At 35.3% G+C, this 21,549-nt stretch carries 15 protein-coding genes; 9 read left to right on the top strand and 6 right to left on the bottom strand.

The genetic code is table 11. The features are described from left to right. Window positions 1-38 precede the first annotated feature (38 nt). Window positions 39-1,085 carry a UDP-3-O-(3-hydroxymyristoyl)glucosamine N-acyltransferase gene (gene lpxD, locus AsAng_RS14845; protein ID WP_264793573.1) on the bottom strand — a complete coding sequence of 349 codons (1,047 nt, stop codon included), beginning with the start codon at window positions 1,083-1,085 and terminating at the stop codon, window positions 39-41. A gap of 347 nt (window positions 1,086-1,432) precedes the next feature. Here lpxD and AsAng_RS14850 point away from each other — a divergent pair, with 347 nt between their 5' ends. Further along, window positions 1,433-2,578: a methionine aminotransferase gene (locus tag AsAng_RS14850; RefSeq protein WP_264793574.1), complete on the top strand. Its 1,146-nt coding sequence runs from the start codon at window positions 1,433-1,435 to the stop codon at window positions 2,576-2,578. 78 nt (window positions 2,579-2,656) lie between these two features. On the opposite strand, the gene AsAng_RS14855 is transcribed toward AsAng_RS14850, so the two are convergent. Beyond that, window positions 2,657-2,905: a hypothetical protein gene (locus AsAng_RS14855; RefSeq protein WP_264793575.1), complete on the bottom strand. Its 249-nt coding sequence runs from the start codon at window positions 2,903-2,905 to the stop codon at window positions 2,657-2,659. A 110-nt stretch (window positions 2,906-3,015) separates the two neighbouring features. Between AsAng_RS14855 and AsAng_RS14860 the strand changes: the two genes are divergently transcribed. The 4 genes from AsAng_RS14860 to AsAng_RS14875 all read left to right on the top strand — a co-directional run bounded on the left by AsAng_RS14860 (window position 3,016) and on the right by AsAng_RS14875 (window position 7,680). Then, a complete protein-coding gene (locus AsAng_RS14860; RefSeq protein ID WP_264793576.1) occupies window positions 3,016-3,654 on the top strand; it encodes a class I SAM-dependent methyltransferase in 639 nt (212 codons plus the stop codon). A gap of 328 nt (window positions 3,655-3,982) precedes the next feature. Further along, on the top strand, window positions 3,983-5,596 hold the full coding sequence (locus AsAng_RS14865; protein WP_264787878.1) for a SulP family inorganic anion transporter: 1,614 nt from the start codon (window positions 3,983-3,985) through the stop codon (window positions 5,594-5,596). Between the two features lie 337 nt (window positions 5,597-5,933). Beyond that, complete coding sequence (locus tag AsAng_RS14870; protein WP_264787879.1) at window positions 5,934-6,944, top strand: hypothetical protein; 1,011 nt, start codon at window positions 5,934-5,936, stop codon at window positions 6,942-6,944. A 205-nt stretch (window positions 6,945-7,149) separates the two neighbouring features. Continuing rightward, window positions 7,150-7,680 (top strand): GNAT family N-acetyltransferase, encoded by a 531-nt coding sequence (locus AsAng_RS14875; RefSeq protein ID WP_264787880.1) that lies wholly within the window; start codon window positions 7,150-7,152, stop codon window positions 7,678-7,680. A 38-nt stretch (window positions 7,681-7,718) separates the two neighbouring features. On the opposite strand, the gene AsAng_RS14880 is transcribed toward AsAng_RS14875, so the two are convergent. Genes AsAng_RS14880 through AsAng_RS14890 form a run of 3 tightly spaced genes read right to left on the bottom strand, consistent with a single transcriptional unit; the run spans window position 7,719 to window position 10,498 of the window. Next, complete coding sequence (locus AsAng_RS14880; RefSeq protein ID WP_264787881.1) at window positions 7,719-8,915, bottom strand: DUF3570 domain-containing protein; 1,197 nt, start codon at window positions 8,913-8,915, stop codon at window positions 7,719-7,721. 13 nt (window positions 8,916-8,928) lie between these two features. Further along, entirely contained in the window at window positions 8,929-9,171 is a 243-nt protein-coding gene (locus AsAng_RS14885) for a DUF4266 domain-containing protein (protein WP_264787882.1), read from the bottom strand. After that, a complete protein-coding gene (locus tag AsAng_RS14890) occupies window positions 9,149-10,498 on the bottom strand; it encodes an FAD:protein FMN transferase (protein ID WP_264787883.1) in 1,350 nt (449 codons plus the stop codon). The genes AsAng_RS14885 and AsAng_RS14890 overlap by 23 nt, the downstream gene beginning before the upstream one ends. A gap of 276 nt (window positions 10,499-10,774) precedes the next feature. Here AsAng_RS14890 and AsAng_RS14895 point away from each other — a divergent pair, with 276 nt between their 5' ends. The 4 genes from AsAng_RS14895 (at window position 10,775) to AsAng_RS14910 (ending at window position 15,262) form a co-directional block, all read left to right on the top strand. Next, window positions 10,775-11,545: a DUF3050 domain-containing protein gene (locus AsAng_RS14895; RefSeq protein ID WP_264787884.1), complete on the top strand. Its 771-nt coding sequence runs from the start codon at window positions 10,775-10,777 to the stop codon at window positions 11,543-11,545. 208 nt (window positions 11,546-11,753) lie between these two features. Beyond that, window positions 11,754-13,052, top strand: a complete 1,299-nt coding sequence (locus AsAng_RS14900; protein WP_264787885.1) for a LysM peptidoglycan-binding domain-containing protein — start codon at window positions 11,754-11,756, stop codon at window positions 13,050-13,052. A gap of 137 nt (window positions 13,053-13,189) precedes the next feature. Further along, window positions 13,190-14,236, top strand: coding sequence for a tetratricopeptide repeat protein (locus AsAng_RS14905; protein WP_264787886.1), 1,047 nt, complete (start codon window positions 13,190-13,192; stop codon window positions 14,234-14,236). Window positions 14,237-14,338: 102 nt separating this feature from the next. Continuing rightward, window positions 14,339-15,262, top strand: a complete 924-nt coding sequence (locus tag AsAng_RS14910) for an Rpn family recombination-promoting nuclease/putative transposase (RefSeq protein WP_264787887.1) — start codon at window positions 14,339-14,341, stop codon at window positions 15,260-15,262. A 94-nt stretch (window positions 15,263-15,356) separates the two neighbouring features. Here the strand turns inward: AsAng_RS14910 and AsAng_RS14915 are convergent, their stop codons facing one another. Next, entirely contained in the window at window positions 15,357-20,993 is a 5,637-nt protein-coding gene (locus tag AsAng_RS14915) for a sacsin N-terminal ATP-binding-like domain-containing protein (protein ID WP_264787888.1), read from the bottom strand. Window positions 20,994-21,549: the final 556 nt, after the last annotated feature.

Here is a 21,549-nt window from a genome sequence, read left to right on the forward strand (position 1 = left end):
GCCATTATAATCGAGATCAATTTTTATGTAAAAATAAGCTAACCTTTTTTAGTTAAGTTGTTCAATTGCTTTTGGATTTGATCAACCTGTTTTTGGAGATCTGGCAAATTTTTAAAGACAATAGCACACCTATAATAACGCTTGTAATCAATAGCAGGCGAGCCCCAAATGGCTGTATTTTCTTGCTTGACAGATTGAGCCAAACCACTTTGTGCCTGTATTTTAGTCCCATTGGCAATTTTTAGATGTCCTGCAAAACCTACTTGTCCTCCTACCATACAATTCTCACCAATTTGTGTACTCCCTGCAACGCCTACTTGAGAAGCCAGCACGGTGTTTTTTCCCACTCGAACATTATGAGCTACCTGAATCAAATTATCCAACTTTACGCCCTCTTCAATAATAGTAGCGTCCATTGTTGCACGATCTATCACTGTATTTGCTCCAACATCAACACGATCTCCCAATATAACAATTCCCAATTGAGGAATCTTTTGATAAGAGCCATCTGCTTGTGGTGCAAATCCAAAACCATCACTACCAATAACAGCATTAGCATGAACGGTCACCTGATTGCCCAATTGACAACCTCTATAAATTTTCACCCCAGAGTGCAAGGTAACATCATCTCCAATAACAACATCCTCTCCAATATAAACATGTGGATAGATCACTGCATTTTTTCCAATCTTAGCTCCTTTTTCAATATAGGCAAAAGCATCAACTCTTGCCCCTTCTCCAACCGTTGCCTGCTCATGAATATACGCCTGTTTAGAAATTTCTTTTTGTTGCTGAGCCTCCATTGCCTCACTAAAATACTGCATCAAGATCCCCAAACTGGCATAAACATCGGCTACCTTTATTAAGGTCGCTGTTATGTTTTGTTTGGGCTCAAAATCTTTGGCGACTAGAATAACGGAAGATTGACAAGTATAGACATACGATTCATATTTTAGGTTCCCTAAAAAGCTAATAGCTCCAGGCTCTCCTGCTTCTATTTTGGCGGGTTTACTGACCAATACATCAGGGTTCCCCACTAATTCTCCTCCTAGTAATTGATTAATTAGACTGGCTTTGACTTGCATTTAATTCTTAATTGTTGACGTTATTGTATGGTTGAATACGATTAGTTATGTTGCCACCTCATGGTAGCTACGCTGTGCTTTTAGTAGTAATTTTGTTTACTATTGTAGGAATTTATTTTTTTTCGTTATAAACTTACTGAAAATCTGTCCAAAAATTCTACTTTGGGCTAATTACACGATAACAAAAATTTCTAAATACTTTTTAATTGAGTCTTTTAGCGATCTTTTTTTTCAAATTTTCGCCTTGATAACGCTGCTATCAGGCTGTAGTTTTCATTGAAGCTCATCTAAAATCATCCATAATTTGTGTTACGGCATACTAATTATCCATGCGTAAATATTTTGCTATGAATATATCATCTAAACTCCCCAATTTGGGAACAACTATATTTTCTGTCATGTCGGCTTTAGCCAATAAGCACAAAGCCATTAATTTGTCCCAAGGCTTTCCTAATTTTGATTGTGATGAACGCCTCAAGAATCTGGTCAGTCACTACGTCCAAAAAGGCTTCAATCAATATTGCCCTATGACTGGAGTACCTATTTTGGTAGAACGCCTAGCTGCCAAAATCCATGGTTTATATCAGGTTTCCTATGATCCCTATACTGAGATTAATATTACATCTGGTGCAACTCAGGCTATTTTTAGTACAATTCATGCCTTTATACACCCCAACGATGAAGTAATTATTGTAGAGCCAGCCTATGATTGCTATCAACCGAGCATACAATTGGCAGGTGGGAAAGTTGTCCCTTATCAAATCAAAGCCCCCGACTGGAAGATAAACTGGGAAGAATTTGGACAATTGATTACCTCCAAAACTCGCATGATTATCTTAAACACCCCTCACAATCCTTCAGGAAGTATTTTAGAAGACTCCGATTATCAAGCATTACAACAACTCGTCGAAAATAGCAATATATTAATTTTGAGTGATGAGGTGTATGAGCATATGATTTACGATGGAAAAAAACATTGCTCTATTTTAAGTTACCCTGCTTTGCGCCAACGAAGTTTAGCCGTTTATTCTTTTGGAAAAACGCTGCATGCTACGGGTTGGAAACTTGGCTATATTGTAGCGGATAAAGCATTGATGAAAGAGTTTAGAAAAGTACATCAATTTGACGTTTTTTCTTCCAATACTCCTATGCAGTATGCTATTGCAGATTATTTGGAAGATGAGCAAAGTTATTTAGGTTTGCCACAATTCTTTCAGCAAAAGCGAGATTTTTTCTTAGATAAAATACAAGACAGTCCCTTTCAATTTACACCAAGTGCTGGTACCTATTTTCAAGTTGCCGATTATTCTGCGATTAGTGATGAACCAGACACCGAATTTGCCAAGCGCATGACAATAGAGTATGGCGTTGCAGTCATTCCATTATCTGTTTTTTATCACGATAATTTGGATAATAAAGTAGTGCGTTTTTGTTTTGCTAAAACAGAAGATGTTTTAGCAAATGCAGGGGCATTGATTCGTAAGATAGGGTAATCAACCTTTAGTCAAATAAAAAAACGCTACAATTTTTGATTGTAGCGTTTTTTTAACAAGATTTAAAAAAATCTTTAATTATTTAGCGGTACAAGTGTATCCTGCAAGTTCTAACGTCTTTTTGTAATCCTCAACAGATACTCCACCAGGAATGTCTGTACTAGCCGCTGCAGTACCATTAGTAGTTACAGTGATTTTGTCATCGCAAATATCTGTACTAATTGAAGATGCAGATAATTCACAAGTATAACAAGTGTTTTTTGTACAAGAAGAGAAAGACATAGCAGCAGTAATTGCTACAGCGCAAGATAATACTAATTTTTTCATGAGATTTTTTTTTATAGTTTTACTAAATAAATATGGCGCAAATTTAATATATTTTTTCGTAAAGGTCTATTTTTAGTATTTTTTTTTCAAAAATAAATGAATTAGCATCAATGAAACTACGCTGGAAGATCGCTCAAGCCGCAGAAATACGCTGGTGGCAAGGGTATTTGAACAAAAAAAACAAAGCAGAATACCTCGATTGGAAAAAGAAGTATTGGGCAACTTTTCTAAAAGATTGCCAATTAAAAATTCCTGCACAGGCTAGTTGTTTGGATGCAGGCTGTGGTCCTGCGGGCATCTTTACCATTTTAGAACAACAAAAGGTAGACGCTGTTGACCCCCTATTGGATCGTTATGAAAAAAAGCTAAGTCATTTTAAAACGATAGACTATCCTACCGTTAATTTTATCGCTAGTCCTTTAGAACACTTCGCCCCCAAACAGCCCTATGATTATGTTTTTTGCTTAAACGCCATTAATCATGTTTCCGATTTGGATCAATGTTGGGAACAGCTCTTTGATGCGACCAAAAAAGGAGGCACACTCATTGTGTCCATTGATGCGCATAATCATAGTTTTTTCAAGCATTTATTCCGAGCTATACCTGGCGATATACTCCACCCCCATCAATACGATTTGGCAGAATATGAAACCATGCTAACCAACCGTGGTGGTAAAATTCTGAAAACCATTCACAAAACGAAGGCCTTCTTTTTTGATTATTATGTTTTAGTAGTAGAAAAAACGTAGATTTTATTTTGGAGTATATTTGATATGCTTCCTTAGCCCCTTTTACCATCCCTCACCCAACATAACCAACTACAAGCAAAAGCCTTATACATATCAAAGAGTATAAGGCTTTTGTTATGTGCCTTGTTCCGCTGCACTATCTCCAAGCATTTCAGCAAATTATTTAACAAATAATAGTAATTCTTTAATGCAAAGCCACTTAAAACTCTCAACTAAAACACTATCTTCGCACCTTTTTTAAAGCAAACACTGTTTTTTCAATTCTTACACAATTCCAAAAATTATCCAATAAATCAGGAAGTGTAAACCATTAATAAATTTAACATTCATGAAAAGTTTTTTACGAAAACTCACTCGTAACCCCAAGAATGATATTTTATCAGGTCTAACTGTTGCCCTCGCTCTTGTTCCCGAAGCGGTTGCTTTTTCTTTTGTAGCAGGAGTTGACCCACTAGTTGGTCTATATGGTGCCTTTATGATGGGACTTATCACCGCTATTTTTGGTGGTCGCCCAGGAATGATTTCGGGTGCTACTGGCGCTATGGCTGTTGTTATGGTTTTTATTGTCAAAAAAGGAAATGAGATTGGAATCAACTTAGATACTCCAATCGAAGACTTAGGCTTGCAATGGCTATTTATTACCTTATTATTGGTTGGAACTTTTCAAATTATAGCTGGTTTTCTTAAACTCGGTAAGTTTGTCCGACTCATTCCGCATCCTGTGATGATGGGTTTTGTAAATGGATTGGCAATTGTTATTTTTTTAGCACAATTGGGGATGTTCAAAGAAACAATTGATGGAAAAACACAATGGCTACAAGGTTCTGACATGTTGATTATGTTAGGATTGGTTGGATTAACGATGACGATCATGTACTTGTTGCCTAAATTAACGGAGAAAGTACCTTCTGCTCTAGTTGCAATTATTGTTGTTGCTGCTATTACTATTTTTGGAAACTTAGATGTGAGCACGGTAGGTTCTTTTATTCGTGATGGAGGTGGAGATGGCTTAGAGGGGTCTTTGCCAACGTTTCAATTTCAAATTTTTGAACTATTTAGCACCTTAGATGGTCATTGGTTTTTTATTGTAAAAATGGCTGCAGTATTGGCTGCAATTGGTTTGATTGAATCCTTGATGACCTTAAATTTAATTGATGATATTACAGAGAGTCGTGGTAGTGGAAATAGAGAATGTGTAGCGCAAGGTGGTGCTAATATTTTGAATGGTTTATTTGGAGGAATGGGTGGCTGTGCAATGATTGGGCAATCCATCATCAACGTAGAATCTGGTGGTAGTGGTCGTTTGTCTGGCATAACTGCGGCTATTGCTTTGCTCTGCTTCGTTTTGTTTGGAGCACCACTAATTGAACAAATTCCAATTGCTGCATTAGTTGGGGTTATGTTTATGGTTGTCATTGGCACCTTTGCTTGGAGTAGTTTTAGAATTTTACACAAAATTCCTTTGGCAGATGCCGTTGTATTAATCGCTGTTTCTTCCATTACAGTGGTAGAAGATTTAGCCGTTGCCGTAATCGCTGGGGTAATTATGTCAGCACTGGTTTTTGCGTGGAAAAATGCCATTATGATCCGTGCAAGAAAACGCATCAAAGAAGATGGAACTAAAGTATATGAAATTTGGGGACCTTTGTTCTTTGGCTCTGTTCAGAACTTTACAGCAAAATTTGATGCTAAAAATGATCCTAAAAACATTGAAATTGACTTTATTGAGTCTAAGGTAAACGATCATTCTGGCATTGAAGCCATTCGTAGCATTGCTAATAAATACCTTGACTTGGGTAAACAAATCAAATTGACCCACTTGAGTCCTGAATGTAAAACATTGCTGTTAAAGGCGAATCCTAAATTTGAATCTATTATTGAAACATCTATCGATGATCCTAGATATTATGTGGTAACTAGTTTGGTTGATCATGAAGTATAAACAATCAACTTTACGACATATTGTAAATTAAAAATGAAGCTGTTGGATTTCTCCAACAGCTTTTTTTTATTAAAAATATACCATTAACTGAAATATCAAACTACTCAGTCCCCTAGCATAAATCGCTATTTATGCAATATGTTACCATTTGTCAAACAATTGTAACAAGGACACAAACCATATATTTAATTTTATAATATACTTGCAAAGAAATTATTATTCAAATAACTGTTTCCCCTACTATAAAGCAAATCATTCACTTTACCACTTACATTGATTTTTTTTACTCTTACACATATAAATAAATAAAATAATTAATTAAAAAATCCAAATTATTATGAAACAGATCATTGAAAAACAAAGTACTTCTACTGAAAAAAGCCAACACCTTAACGAGAATACTTTACGTGCTTTTTTTACGCAAGTAACAGAAACTGTTTTTATGACAGACGATTTACCTAATGGCACCTCTCGTGGAACTTGGGCATCTAAAGGACGAGGAGAAGAAATATTTGCAAAAAACGATTATGATTTTAAGGACAGTACACCAGATAATTGTGAAGCGCTATTTGAGACGGCATACAATGGCAACATGAAAGATTGTGCTATGATTTCATTCTTGCACACAGGAATTACTCCAGATGACGACAAGACATTCGAAGTGATCTTAACGCTAAAAAGAATCCGAGAAGCTCATGCTGAAGATGATGGAGGATTAGATGGTCATAGAGAATGGTTTTTTGATCATGTAAGTGGCTATGCAACAGGTGAAAATATTAGCCAAACCCAAGCATTGACAGAATACCCAGAAAGAGGAGATGCTTATGATAAGCCCAATGATGCTTCTTGGGATATTAACTACAGCTATGAGCCTGTTCTTTGTGAACCTGGCAAAGCAGTGGGTTTTGTGACAAGAGGCTATGAAAAAGACAGTGCACCTATTGGAACAGATCGTTTTGAAAATACGTTCAAAGATTGGATCGAATTAATGTGGGATTTTGGGGAAGCAATTACACTGAAAAAATATAAAGATTTTGTTTTTGATGTTGTTACCATGCTGTTCAAAGCACTTCCTTCCAATGAAGATGATCCGATGACTCCTGTGATCACTGCCTTTAGCCATGAAGCCTGCCAATTTATTGGTAAATACTGCAATGATCATAAGTTTCATTTTAGTAGAAGAGCAGTTGGCATGGAGACCCTTTTGGTAGAATTGGATAATGTCGTAACTCCAGATTGGGAAAATGGTGATTATGCTCAGTTATTACAACCTGTAGAGGATAAAAATGGTGAAGACAAAAGACATTATATACTGGATTATGAAGTTAAAGTTTACTTACACAGCTAGTATTTAAATAGGCTTTATTAAAATAAATAGAGAACCCTACCCTATAAAGTAATCTCAGCAAGTTCTGGGGTTACTTTTTTTAGTTCTTTGGCAACTCTATATTTCCATAAGACTGTTTATGTCATTATGAATTTTGATAAAAAACAATAGTTTACTAATTAATTTGAGTAGTTTTAGCGCCCTAAATCATTTTAAAATTTTAGTTATGAATCTTATTATTCGACAAGAGGTAGAGTCTGATTATGCATCTGTTTTTGCTTTAATTCAAGAAGCATTTGCTGACGAAGTATACAGCGATCACCGTGAACAATTTCTTGTTGCCAACTTACGAAAATCGAAGGCTTTCATCCCTGAATTATCATTGGTTGCAACGATTGGCGGTGAACTAGCTGGGCACATTCTTTTGACTAAAATTGAAATAAAAAATGCCATCAATACGTATGGCTCTTTGGCATTGGCACCAGTCTCTGTCCTGCCTAAATTCCAAGGTCAAGGCATAGGAGGAGAACTGATAAAAGAAGCGCACAAAAAAGCAAAGGTGCTAGGTTTTAAATCCATTATTTTATTAGGACACAAAGATTATTATCCTCGATTTGGTTATCAGCCAACTGCAAAATTTGGTATAAAACTGCCGTTTGATGCCCCTAAAGAAAATTGCATGGTCATCGAATTGGTTGCCAATGGACTAGAAGGCGTCAATGGAATGGTTGAATACCCCAAAGAGTTTTACCATTAATACTACATCAATCAAATTTTAACAACAAATGCTAATAATTATTTCTTCACCCCCATTTGCAAACTAATCATGTGTGCAGACAAGCCATCTGTGCGGTACAAAAAGGCATAACGAATCACAATATTGTTAACGTATAGTTTTGATTTTTTCCCCAATCTAAAATCGGGAAACCATCCTATTCCCAACCCAGCTTTGAACGTTCCCAGTGTGGAGAAATCATAATCGGAGGTATAAAATAAAGCCGAACTTAAGTGTTCTTTGTAAGGAGCAAAATAAGGCGATCCCGTTTGGTAATAAGCCCTAACAAAGGGATAAAAAGACCACTTATTATTAGGTTTTATTGCGGTCTGTAGATTGATAGTATGCGCAAAAATGCCAAAATTGTCCCAGTAGATGCGATAAGAAGGTTGCCAAACAATGGATTTGCCCATGAACCAATTTGCTGCAATACTCAAGGGCAAACGAATGCGTTGCTGTGGCAAATTTTCGACCTTTCTTATATTACTGTCACTAAAATAAACTCTGTGAAATGGCGTAGAAAGCAAGCCCTCTTGATAAGTTGCCCCCAATGATACATTTACCCGCAAACGTCGATTAATGTCTTGTCGAAAATTAATATTAAAATTATAAGAGTTTCGATGATAAATATCAAACCAATCTATATGCCTCAATTCGGCAGGATAGATCAATTGAGTTGGTTTATTGCCTTGTGCCTTGCTCAATCGCCCCCAACGCAAATCGTCAAAAAAGAAATCGAAAGCCCAAGCAATAGAACTTGTTTTCTTTGGGCTAGTCCATCCTCCCCACGTACTAATTCCATTTGACCAATAATCCGATTCAATACTCCATAGATAAGCCAGCCCCAATCTGATGTTCTGTTTTTTGAAATGGTATTGATAACCCGCCTTCGCATGAACATGATTATCGTGCCCTGAAGCAGAAGATTTGATAAAATCAATTTTGTCTGTAGAAGGCGATGCAATAACATCAACCCCCGCATTAAAAATAATCAGGCTAGCATCAATTCCATAAGCAATATTAGCTCCAGTATGGTATACTTGCAAGTGTTCATCCCCTTCCCCACCTGTTACCGCAGAGTGCGTTCCTTCTTGATTATAAAAGGAAAAAAAAGTTGTTACCTCTAAGGTTGTCAACGATTTTTTTTGAAAACTGCTATCTTCTGATTGAGCCAGACCAAATTGGGCGAACAACAATAGTATTAAAGTCCATTTCATTTTTTCAAAAGGTTTAATTACAACCACAACTACCACTGCTTTTGCCCATACCTCCTCCTGCTGCTCCCTCTCGATAAGCGTGAACATTTTGCTCAAATTTTTCAGGCAAATTTTGCTTAAATTGCATATCTCGATCTTCTAAATAGGCTCTTTGATAAGGTTTAACTACCGTGCAAGCACCTGTCATGAGTAGCATAAAAATACAAGCCAATAAATGTAAGCAAACGAATAGATTAGTTCTTAATTTCCAAATCATTTGAATAATGTATATTTTGATTGCGATCAATAATAACACAATGTGTTTTGGGCATTTGGTTAATCAAATCCAAGCCGATTTCTGTCCCCAAAACTAAAATGCTAGTGGCTAGTGCATCTGCTACTTCTGTAAATTCGCTAATTACCGTTGCCGATTGTATCCCCTCTACTGGAAACCCTGTTTTTGGGTTAATAATATGGCTATAAATGGTATTTTGATATTCAAAATTTTTCTCTGAAGTCCCAGAGGTAACTACCGCAAAATTCTCAACAGGTAACCATTGAACAATTTCGTCTTTATTGCTTGGGCTTGCAATGCCTACTCGCCAAGCACTGCCGTCCAATCGATTGCCTTGTGCATAAATATCACCACTCGAATTAATCACAAAATTCTCTATTCCCTTTTTTAATAATAATTGTTTAATTTGATCCACAGCATAACCTTGCCCAATTCCTCCTAAACCAATTTTAGTATTGGAGGGCAATTGAACCCGATTGTCGGGTAACAATAATACCTGGCGATAATCTACATATTGCGCTAAATCTTGAATTTTTGCAGAATCAAAAGGAAAAACCTGCGTTTTATCAAATTTCCAATATTCATAATAAGCTAAAAAAGTAATATCAAACGCTCCTTGTGTGAGTTCACTGAGCATCAAACTACGCTGCAACAGTTGATACACTTCCGCTTGAACAGTCACTGCATCCTGCCCCGCCGATTGATTGATTCGACTAATATCTGAACTTGGAATCCATTCTGAAATTAGTTGTTCTATCCGCTTTCCCTCTGCAATACAATCGTTAATTAACTGCCAAGTTTCGGTTTCTCTTTGGGTAGGTGCCACCAAAATAAACTCGAAAAAGCTGCCCATCAAAGGTACTTTTTTTCGGTATTCCTTATAGGTTGTTTTGGCAGGAAGTACTGCCTCTATTTCTTTTTTAAATTGATCGACGGATTGCCCTGTATAACCTAATTTAGTTATTTTTTTAAATTCAGTATTTAATAAAACTAAGCTGGGAAACTCACCATTAGGATTAAACTGTTCAGCCAATCGCTCATTTTGTTGAATCGTTTTGGCAGTCAATGGAAGACGTTGTGGAAAATCACATTTTAAAACAACTAATTTTTCTTGAATATACGTCTTAAAATCATCGTTTTGTAATATATTTTTGTCAAAACGAATGCAGGGCTGACACCAATCAGAACCAGAAAAAACCAACAAAATAGGCTTTTCTCCTTCTTTTGCTAATTGGATTGCTTCTGTTTCATCGGTTGTTATTTGCGCAGATAGTAAAAAGGGGAATAAAAGAAAAAATAAAAGGTGCATAATTATTTTAATTAAATAAGGGTTATAACAACAAAGATATTCTATCTATCATAAGATGCCATATTTATTATGTTAAGGTTTATGAAGATAGCTTCACAAAAAGACTAAAACCTTTGATAATGAAGCTCCTAATTTTTTAGCTATTAAGCAGCACTTTCATTTCTCAAACTAAAATCCATGAAGAGTTCTCTAGTGTTCCATTTTGGGCAAGCTTTTTTGTATTTTTATCGTTCTAATCATTAAATTTAATTGGCAATATAAAGTATACGATAACGTATGAATCCAATAGAAAATATACAGCAACAAATAGCACCTTTCAGACAACAACTTATCCATCATGAATTATACCAAGCACTAAAAAGCATTGATGATATCAAATTATTTATGGAAGATCATGTCTTTGCTGTTTGGGATTTTATGTCTTTACTAAAATCATTGCAACAACATTTAACTTGTTTGAATACCCCTTGGCTTCCTAATAAAAATTCTGCATTGACTAGATTTATCAATGAGATTGTATTGGGCGAAGAAAGTGATTTAAATGAAGTAGGAATTCCTAAAAGTCATTTTGACATGTACCTTGAAGCAATGGAACAAATAGGAGCTAATACGGATTGTATTCAGCAGTTTATACACTTAATTCGTCAACAAAACGCTGTTTCAACTGCTGCCGACCAATTAAACGTCAAATCATCCGTTAAAGATTTTATTAATTTTACCTTTAACACCATTGCCTCCAATAAGCCACACCTCATTGCTTCTGCCTTTACCTTTGGTCGTGAAGATCTAATTCCCGATATGTTTTTGGAAATTATAAAAAAGGCCGAAAATAAAGATGATGCCGTTTCTTATCACAAATTAACCTATTATCTACAGAGACATATCGAACTGGATGGAGATGAGCATGGACCGCTTTCGCTCAAAATGATCTCAGAACTCTGTGGGCAAGACAATAAAAAATGGGAAGAAGTAACAATTGTGGCGATTCAAGCATTAAAACAACGAATTGCACTATGGGATGGCATTTATCAAGCAATCTCTCAGTAAATAAAACCTGCTTGGTAAATAAACCGTATGCAATAGAAACTCCTTAACCTGTTTTTTACCTTTGGGTATATCGTCGCATGAATCTTAAGCAAAATAACGCCCTCATTATTTTGCTTAAGATTCATGCGACAGTAAAAAACCATTAAATCCCTTAAAAATTGGCACTTATAGAAACGCCCCCATCCTTCTATGAACAAAACCAATAACAATGATTAAATCCATATTAATTACACTGTCCTTTATTTTTTTTTCAATTCTAGGGCTTGCGCAAGCACTTACTCCCTATTTTAATTACACCGTTACCAATGATGACCATAGCCTTTGGAATATTAGCCAAAAACATGGTGTTTCTATTAATGAGCTAAAGGCATTGAATCAAAAAAAAGATAATCAGATTCAAACTGGAGAAATTCTAAAAATTCCCAAACAAACTCCTAAAGATCCCGATTTTGTCATTCATACCGTACAAAAAAAAGACAAAAACCTATACCAAATTGGACTAAAATATAAAATTTCGGTAGAAGAATTGATGGCGTTAAATCATAAGAAAAGCACTATTATTAGGGCAGGCGAAAAGCTAAAAATCCCAAAAAATGGTAAGTACATTGTCCATGTCGTTTCTAACAGTGACAAAAGCCTTTGGGGAATTTGTCAAATCTATGATGTTGAGGTAGAAGCAGTCAAAAAAGCCAACCATAAAAAAAATAATCAAATCCGCAGAGGCGACCATTTAACCATTCCCAAAGAACAACAAATAGCTGTTAGTCGTCATTCGCAAGAAGAAGTTCCCCCTATTAATGGAAATATAGAGGGTATAAAAGCAGCTTATGATTTTGAGGCCAATAAATGGCGTTTTCCTTATCACGATCGCAAAACCTTACAGATTTTTCCTAGCATAAAAACAGGGTTCACCAATTACCACCAATTGAGTCCCGTTGAATATGCTGCTTTTTTTCAGAATTCAAAAGATTATGCCCCAAACAAAGAGCAAAAACTACGGTATTTTTATTCCATTGAACGCCCCTTTAGCAAAAGTTTAGATGGTGAACATCCCCGTTATTTGACGCTTAGAGAAAAAGAACTCTTGGAAGTAAAAAATGGTTACACCTATGATTTTATAACACTGATTGAAGTAGATTCGGTCAACCATTCATTCAAGATTTTACCTATTTTTTTAGTACGAGACGCATTTGGTCGTGTCGCCAAAAACACTGAAAAAGGTAGTTTCGCTTGTTGTGCTGATCCCTTTCCATTAGCAACTTATCAAAAAACTGATGCACAGGAAATTACTAGTTACTCTACCCTATTAACGCCTTCTATTATTCGATACACCAAGGTTATAAAAACTTTTGAAAAAGAGCAAATTATACGCTGCGATTCTTCCATTCTTATCTTACAATTAAAAACGGATTCGGTTCCTCATCCCATTGATTCTGCTAGATACATCAATAACAAAAAAACGCAGCGTTTTAGCAATGTTAAACGCCGTCAAGAATTGGGGTATTAAATTTCTTAGTGATAAAGTTGTTTAAGAAATGTTAAAATTCGACCGATCTAATTCTGAAAATCAAGTTTATTTATACATAATCAAGCTCTTTTTTTATCTTGTAGAACGTCTTCCATGTTCCTTAAGTAATACAAAAAATGAGAGTTTCTGTTTTTATCCTATTTCTGAACAGCATTATTATTGCTCCCGTACTTGCTCATAACCTGTACAATATCACCCCGCAAAATAATAACGAAAATAGCCCAAGAAACATTCCCACCATTACTTATACTTTTAATACATCATTTGCTCAACAATTTGTTGCACATTTTGACCTAAACCAGCCCAATAGTTACCCTTTTCAAGATTTATCTGATGCTGCTGTTTATTTAACACAATTAGGCGAAACAGAGAAAGCATTGGATATACTGCAATGGCTTCATCAACAACATCCGCAAGAATATAAAATTGCTGCTAACTTAGGGGCTACTCATGAATTAAAAGGAGACTTAGATTCAGCAGAGCACTATATCCGAAAAGCACTAGATCTATCAACAGATAGTACTCAAAAGAGTGCGTGGGTAAATCTAAAAATTATAGCTGCTAAACGCTCTTTAAATAAGAACCCCAATTGGCTGCTAGAAAACAAAGTCTTAAATTTGAATTGGGACACTAGTTTTTATAACAATGGCTTAACTTTAAATGACAATAATCATCAACAAGATAGTCTTCGGCTTATGCGTTATAAGATCTACCAAAATCAATTTGATACACTCTGGCATATTGGTACACAAATGCAAAAACGCATTCCCTATCTTCAGACACCCAACTTATTGGTGGCTAATATCATGAAAGAATTAGCTGATTATTTTTCGATAACCTTGTCCATTAAAGATGCTTTTATTGCCTATAAAATTGCTATTTATTACGATCCTAATGATCAACTTAATACTCTTGCTGCTTTAAATCAATTAATGCCTCATTTTAAAAAGTATGAGTTTGACGAAGCAATTTTTCAACAGAATTTCCACCCAGCATTAGCCTCTACTGAACTAGATAAAAAATATTTACCGCAATATAGAGGTCAACCAAATATCAACACCAATAACCAAGCTATGTCTCCCTTATTTTGGCAAGCAGGTTTAGCCATTCTTATTTTAATCTTAATTGCTGGACGTATTATTTGGCTCGACAGAAAGACATAAACATCGCTACCCAATTGGTAATCATAATGTTCCATAAAAATACAAAAACAAATTGTTTCAACAAAAGTGGCATTTAAAACAAAAGTTTCATATATTTGTAATATGAAAAAAACAAAAGAACTAATACGATTTGATTGGGCTATTAAAAAATTGCTAAGAAATAAGGCAAATTTTGATATTTTGGAAGGTTTCTTAAGTGAACTTTTGTCCGAAAATATTACCATCAAACAAATTTTAGAAAGCGAAAGTAATAAAGAAACAGAAAATGATAGGCATAATCGAGTTGACATATTAGTGGAGAACTCCAATGAAGAATTAGTGATTATTGAAGTTCAAAACAGTAAAGAATACGATTATTTTCATAGAATCTTATATGGTACTTCTAAAATTATTACGGAATATATTAATAGAGGGGAAGCTTATGCTAAAGTCAAGAAAATTATTTCTATTACCATCGCATACTTTGATCTAGGACAGGGAAAAGATTATATTTATCATGGGACCCATCAATTTAAAGGGGTTCATTATGGTGATGTTCTAAATTTAGCAGAAAAGCAAAAAGATCTTTATCAAAAAGAAGAAGTTTATGAAATTTTTCCTGAATATTGGTTGCTAAAAGTAAGTAAATTTAATGATGCCGTTCAAGACAAATTAGACGAATGGATCTATTTCCTAAAAAATGGAAAAGTTCAAGAGGGGTTTACTGCTCAGGGGCTAGTAGAAGCTAAAGAAAAATTAGATGAAATGAAACTCTCCGACCAAGATCGAAGAGAATATAACTATTTCTTAAAAAGGCTTAGAGATATTGCTAGTGAGCAACATACCAAAATGGCTGACGCAGAGGACTTATTAAAGAAAGGTCGAAAAGAGGGTCTTGAAAAGGGTCGAAAGGAAGGCATTGAAAAAACCCAACAGGACGCAATAATCGGCTTTTTTAAAATTGGAGTGAGTCCAAAAGATATTGCAGATGCACTTAATTTATCGCTCCAAAAGGTTATCCAAACCATAGAAAACTATAAGAAGTAGCAACAGCTCACTAGCCTTTATAGAAAAAACTTTACATAAAAAAACATTTGGCAATGAGACCAAATGTTTTTTTATGTAGCACTAACAATTAAAATTAAGCCTTGTCTACTTTATTTTTTTCGACAATCATTTTTGCAGATTTGGCATATTGAAGCAAATCTTCTAGCATTTCAGCAGGTAGTTCCCCAAGATCAAAAGCCAATTTAAGCTTACCTTTAACATTCTGATCTCTATAGCCCTGAATATCCTCAATAGAAGGATTTTCAATGGCTTCCTCATTGGCAGCTAATTCTTCTTCAACGACTACCGTCTCAACCACTCGCTCAATAACTTTGTGTCCTCCTGTCTGTTCTTTGTTCTCATTTTTGAATCGAAGTAATCCCAATAAATGTGCTTCAGTCAAACCATTGTATTTTGTAATGGCAAATAGATCCTCTTCTATATTTGTTGAGTTGCTATTGACATAAGCCACTTTATCACAAAGTACAGCATTTTCACTTTCATACTCCTTAACTACCTGATCTAAGAAGTGAACCACATAAGGCATTTTTCCAGCATATAGATGAATACTATATTCCGAACTTTCTCGCCATTTCATGTAATGATCTGCCCCCCATTCTTGACCATTGGTTTCTAAACGCTCAATATCCAATTTATTTTCAACCTTCGTTGTCCTTAAATCAACTCCTTTTATATCTAAGTTTGTGAAATGTTGTTCTTTAGCCAGCAAACAATTAAAAACATGCTCTATTGTTATCTCAAATTTTTCAAATAACTGTCGTTGCTGCTTATGATCAAAATAATATAATTCTTGATCGGCATGATTATCTACTTTATATTCAAAAGTGGGCTCTTCTGCCGTCCCTCCTACCTTAGTAATAAAGGGCAAAGGTGTATTGTTGGTTACTTTAGATAGCGTATTGTATAGTTTTCGCAGCCAAAATAAACGTTCATCCTCAGAAGTTAGTGTAGTACCTTCAGATTGTAGCCAAAAAATAGTCTGTAATAAATATCCCTCTTCTTTATTGCGTAAATCATTCAATTGTTTTTGCGAAATAGCATTTCCTGTATTGGTATGGAAATATTTACGAACAGTAACTAAAGTCGAACGTTCTGTGTTTACTCCAATAGCATTCAACAGCGAAAGCTTGCCTCTAGGAATTAAAACTACTTTTGGTGCAGGTGGAGTAAATTCAATCTCCTCTTCACCTTCTTCGGCTACTGGTATTTCATAATCAGGCTGAATGGTTCGCTCTTCTATTTCCTCCTCTTCTTCACCAACCCAATCCATCAACCAAGTAGGGAAACGCTCTTTAATCAAGGCATAAGTTGCAGGATAGACCAATTCATTGGGCAATAAACCTCCGAGTGTTCCCTCTGCATCTGTTTTTAAATCCAAACTAATTGGTCGCTCCAAATCTGGTATCTTTGACCAAGCCTTGTATAAAAAATTGAGTAATTCCGACTGCAATTTTTCGGGGCTTTCATTCTCTTCCAATAACCGAACAGGAACACAATAAAACGTATTCTTTTCGATATATGGATTATGCACTAAATTCTGAGAACCAAAACTAAATGCACTTTCTTTGGTCTTCATCTTCAACAACTCATCCACACCACTATAATAGTCCAAATTCAAAATAGCATTGGCATCTATAAATGAATTATTATTCAGATGAAAAGCATCAAAAGCACTTATTTCTATAGGCTCAGGGGCTAGCGTATGCAACAAAAAGGATTTAATTAACTTGCTATTATCATTATCTTTAGCATATAATAAGGCAAAAGCCAATTGCGCTGCATTTTCAAGAATAGCATGGTCTTTTTTCAATTCATCAAAGACATCCTTAATGTGTTTTTCTTCTCCCTCAAAACAACGCCTTTGCAAGACAGTAGGCGCTTCATAATCTACAAATTGGTTGGCAATATTTTGCAAAAGCGTTTGAATGGTTTTAAAACGAGGTAAGACCTCAGACAGTTTCAAACTAAACTTACCACAACGTTCGATAACCAAAGTAATATTTTCATCAAAGCCAATATCGTTCAACTTAAACAATTCTCCTGCTACATTTTCGATGTAGATTTTGGAACGAACTTTAGAATGATCTGCATCCTTATTTCTAAAAATCTGCAAGGTTTGATGTTCAAAAGAATCTTTGTTATAGGATTGCCCCTCTTTTAAAACAATTTTATCAATCTTACTAAACACCTGCTCTTGAACATCTGCATTACCACTTTCTACAATCAAAGCAGACAATAATTCTGGCGAAACCTCTTTGGATTTAGAAATGGCATTAAACAACTGGCTTCCAATTAGCAAACCTTTGTTTCGATATGCTGAATTGTACATTTTTGTAGGCAACAATTTATACGTCTCTCCAAAAATAGCATTAATTTTTTCTGCCAAGCCCTGCTGTCCTTTTTCAACAGCATAAGGAATATTTCTAGCTCGTTTTCCGACTTCACATTCTCGAGAATTTTCTTGATTTTCGACTACATACAAAAATGTAAATAAATCTTCTTTTGTTTTTTCAAAAAAATGTACTAGACTAGCCGCTTCATTTTTTTCTAAGACAACAACATCATTAGCCAACGATTTTGCCAAAATACCATTCCGAGTTTTCATGATACTCTCTGTCAAAAATGGCAAAACATCAGGATGCGGAGTGTACAAATCTGTCAAAGCATGAATAGCTGTTCTTAGAGCGCCATATTTATCTGCATTTACCATTTCTGCATGAAAAAAGATCTGCTGATTAGAAACAAAGCCCACTGTATTATCGACAAAAATATAATTACTAGTCGTTAGTGTTTTTGGTGATTTTGCCAAACTAGCATATTTCATTACCCCTTGATAAAAGAGCTGAATATTAGCTGTTACGCTGCTGTGTTGGCTTATTGTATTCCATTCTGTTAATAAGATATTGGTATAAATATCCGTTTCTTTTGCCAAATAATTTTGTAATAATACACTGTCCTCATGTACATCTATTCTATAATCATCCAACCAGCCCTCAACAGATTTGGTAGAAGCAATTAATTTAGACAAGACCATCCGCTCCCCTTTTTGGTTGCAGAACAGTTCTACTTTTGCTAAGTCTTTGGGAGATAAAACCCCTGCCAATAGAATAAAGAAAGCTTTCTTTTCTTCGGGTTCAAGATTAGCAGTTTTGCAATTTTCAATCAGATCGTTGAGCCCCATTTTCCACTCTTTACTAGCAGTTGTTGGAGTTGTTCTAAAAGGGTCATTTGCCAAGATGGGCAAAATAGCAGGATGTGGTAAAACTAGCCCTAAGACTTTAGAAACAGCAGAACGTAAATCAGTATATTCTACTTTTATTTTTTCGAGACAGCGATGATAAAAAACCGCTTTGGGGCTACAAAACCCATGCTCAAGATTGGTATAAATATAGTTTGTTTCTGTTAATTTGGTCTGTCCTGATTTTAGTTTAAAATATGCACCTACACTATTATAAAACTCTAATAATTCCTCCTCCTGTTCGCCATCAATGCCCTTGACCAATTCCGACCAAAATGGCACAATAATATGGCTATAAGTCTCCCACTTATTTTTCTTGGATATATATTGTTCGGCTAATTCTTCAGAATCTTCCTCTATCGCAATTTTGAAATTTTCTAGCCAATATTCTACAGTAGCATCTGCGGGTAATAGACCATGTAATGGAGCTGCTAAACCTTCTTTATTATTAAATAACTGTACTGCACGAAGCTCCTCTTTTTTTACTCCCTCTAAACTCCTCAAAAAAGCATACAAACTATGTTTTTGTTCTACAGAAAGAACGGCCTCTTTCGTTCGAGCAGCTATTTTTTCAAACAACGCATAATCATTGGTCAAATAATCCAACTGTGATTCGATTTGCTGTAAGATAACAGAGTAATCTAAAATATTAAATTCTAAAACCGAAAAGCCAAGCCCTTTAATAGAATCCCTAATCGGCAACATTCGCTCACTCATTAAGAAAATATCCTCCTGAGCTTGCAAATCATTAATGGCATAAAAATGAGAGGCCCCCGTTGTACTTGTAAACTTAAAGCACTTAATTTCTCCAAATTTTTCCAAGAAGACCTCATCAAAATCAACTCGTTTCAATTCGGCAACAAAAATTTGATAGTCTTCTGCTGATAAGTTCGCAATAAAATTATTCAAGAGACTCATATTGGCCTCCAAAATCAATTCTTTAATTCCCCAACGTTTTAAACCTAGTTTTGCATTGTTGGCCGCAGAGCGTAAAATATCATCTTCATTTTCTACCTCAGTCCAATACAGCCATTCTCTACCAATCCCCAAGCTCATTGGTTCAATAGGTAGGGCTGTTCCCTTTGCTATAATTAAATCTTTCAGGTAAAAATTACCTTTATTGGTAGGGATATTTAGTTGGATATATTCCAATAGAGGATCGTAAAGGTATTTGTTAATTAATTCAGCATCGTATTCCGTAGAACGATCGGTTAGCAACAAAGCCTTATAAATATGACAATAAGTCTCTAAATTTTCTTGCTTATATTTATCCAAATTTCGCTTGAGTGACTTGGCAATGTATTTAAACGTTTCAATATTAGCCTCCCCTTGGTCATCGAGTCGAGTACGATCGGTTATTTTTGCAAAAGAAGAACTGTGTACAAAATAAGCCATGCTGTGCCGCTCATTTCTCATTGGAAAGAATTGATACAAACTAGGGGCATCTTTCAACGCTTGCATTTGTTCCAAGCTAGCAGGAAAACCCAATGAAATTTCAATCGGACAAGTTGGGAATTCAGGATCTATTTTATTAAAATCCTCTGTTCCTGGTAAAATAGAATAACGTTCAAATTTTGTTTCAAACTTCTCTATAATATCCTCCTGCAAAGCTACCTTCTCCAAGGTTTTTAGATTGTTCATTGCATAACCAATTCCAGAAGTAATATTGAGCAACGATTCTTTTAGTTTCTCGTGCTTTTTGGGACCAAACCTCAAGAAAAACAAAGAACCCTGTTCTAAGGAAAATTGCTCTAATAAGGTTTTGTTTTTATTTAAAAAAGTAACCAAATCGCCTAGCTCTTCCTGATTAAAAAGCACTTGATTTTCATAATCCAAGTTCTTTACTTCCTCATCTGGTGAGGTAGGAAAACAAGCTAAGATAATTTTTAATAACCAAGGGGCAGTCTCAGCTTCTATTTTGTCTTGCAAACTCAAACTCCCACCTTTATAATTTACCAAGTCTTCAAATTGCTGATTGTTATACCAACTAAACAACAAAGGCCCTGCTAAATCCCTCAGTAGTTCTTCTGCTCCATCAGATTTTCCCATCAAACGATAGGCTAACTTAAAACCAATCCCATAACGACCAATCTTTCCGCAATTTTCTACCTTAGTTTTATCCGCTTTTGTTCCTTGGAAAGAATTTAACAAAGCCTTCAAATCTTTTTCTGAAAATGCTCGTCCATTGTTCAAAACCATAAAAAAGGTATCGTCATAGATCACAGCACATTCTGTAGATTGGCTATCAGCAGCATTTTGCAAAAATTCATAAATGGCCTGCTCATCTTGTGCATTTTGCAACTTGGGTGTCAAATCAGCTTTTATATTCTCAACGATACCATTGACCATTTTATAAAAGCCACTATTTTCTTGGTGACCACTACCTATAAAATTTTCATCCCAATTAGGCATATCATAACCTTGGGCATTGCGCCAATTTGTACGAAACTGTTGAATATTTTTGATTTGCATGGTTGTCAGAAATTAAAATGAATGAGTTAGTATTGTTCTCTATGATTGCATTACTCTGTTGAAAACCCAAACCCAGCTTGCTGGCTCACGAGTGATAACGAACCGACCTCAGGGAGCTCATAAGCGCTAGCGCACTAGCTAACCTAGCAGCGAAGCTAATCGCATTATTGCATGAGTGATGCAAGATGCTTTTTTATGTTTTTCATTAACTATTCTCATGAGCATAGCAAACTAAACAACTATCTCACGATCATAGGGAATAACTAAGCGCAGCTCCCTCACCTGCGTAGGTTTGTAGCCAAAGCTACAAGGGACTAGCAAAAACAGGGAGCTAATCAACAGAGTATTATTATTTATAATGTTTTGTTATTGTAAATATATTGATCTTAAGCAACAAAAACAAAAATATGCACAAAATAAAACAAATAGTTTTAAATTAATACGATTAATTATCTAAAATAGCCATATTTTCATGAAATAAGAATATAATAGGTTTTAAATCTATGCTATTTTTCAAACATTTTACCAATCAATATTCAAACAAGTAAAGCCCTCA

It is taken from the genome of Aureispira anguillae (assembly GCF_026000115.1).
Taxonomy (GTDB): Bacteria; Bacteroidota; Bacteroidia; order Chitinophagales; family Saprospiraceae; genus Aureispira; species Aureispira anguillae.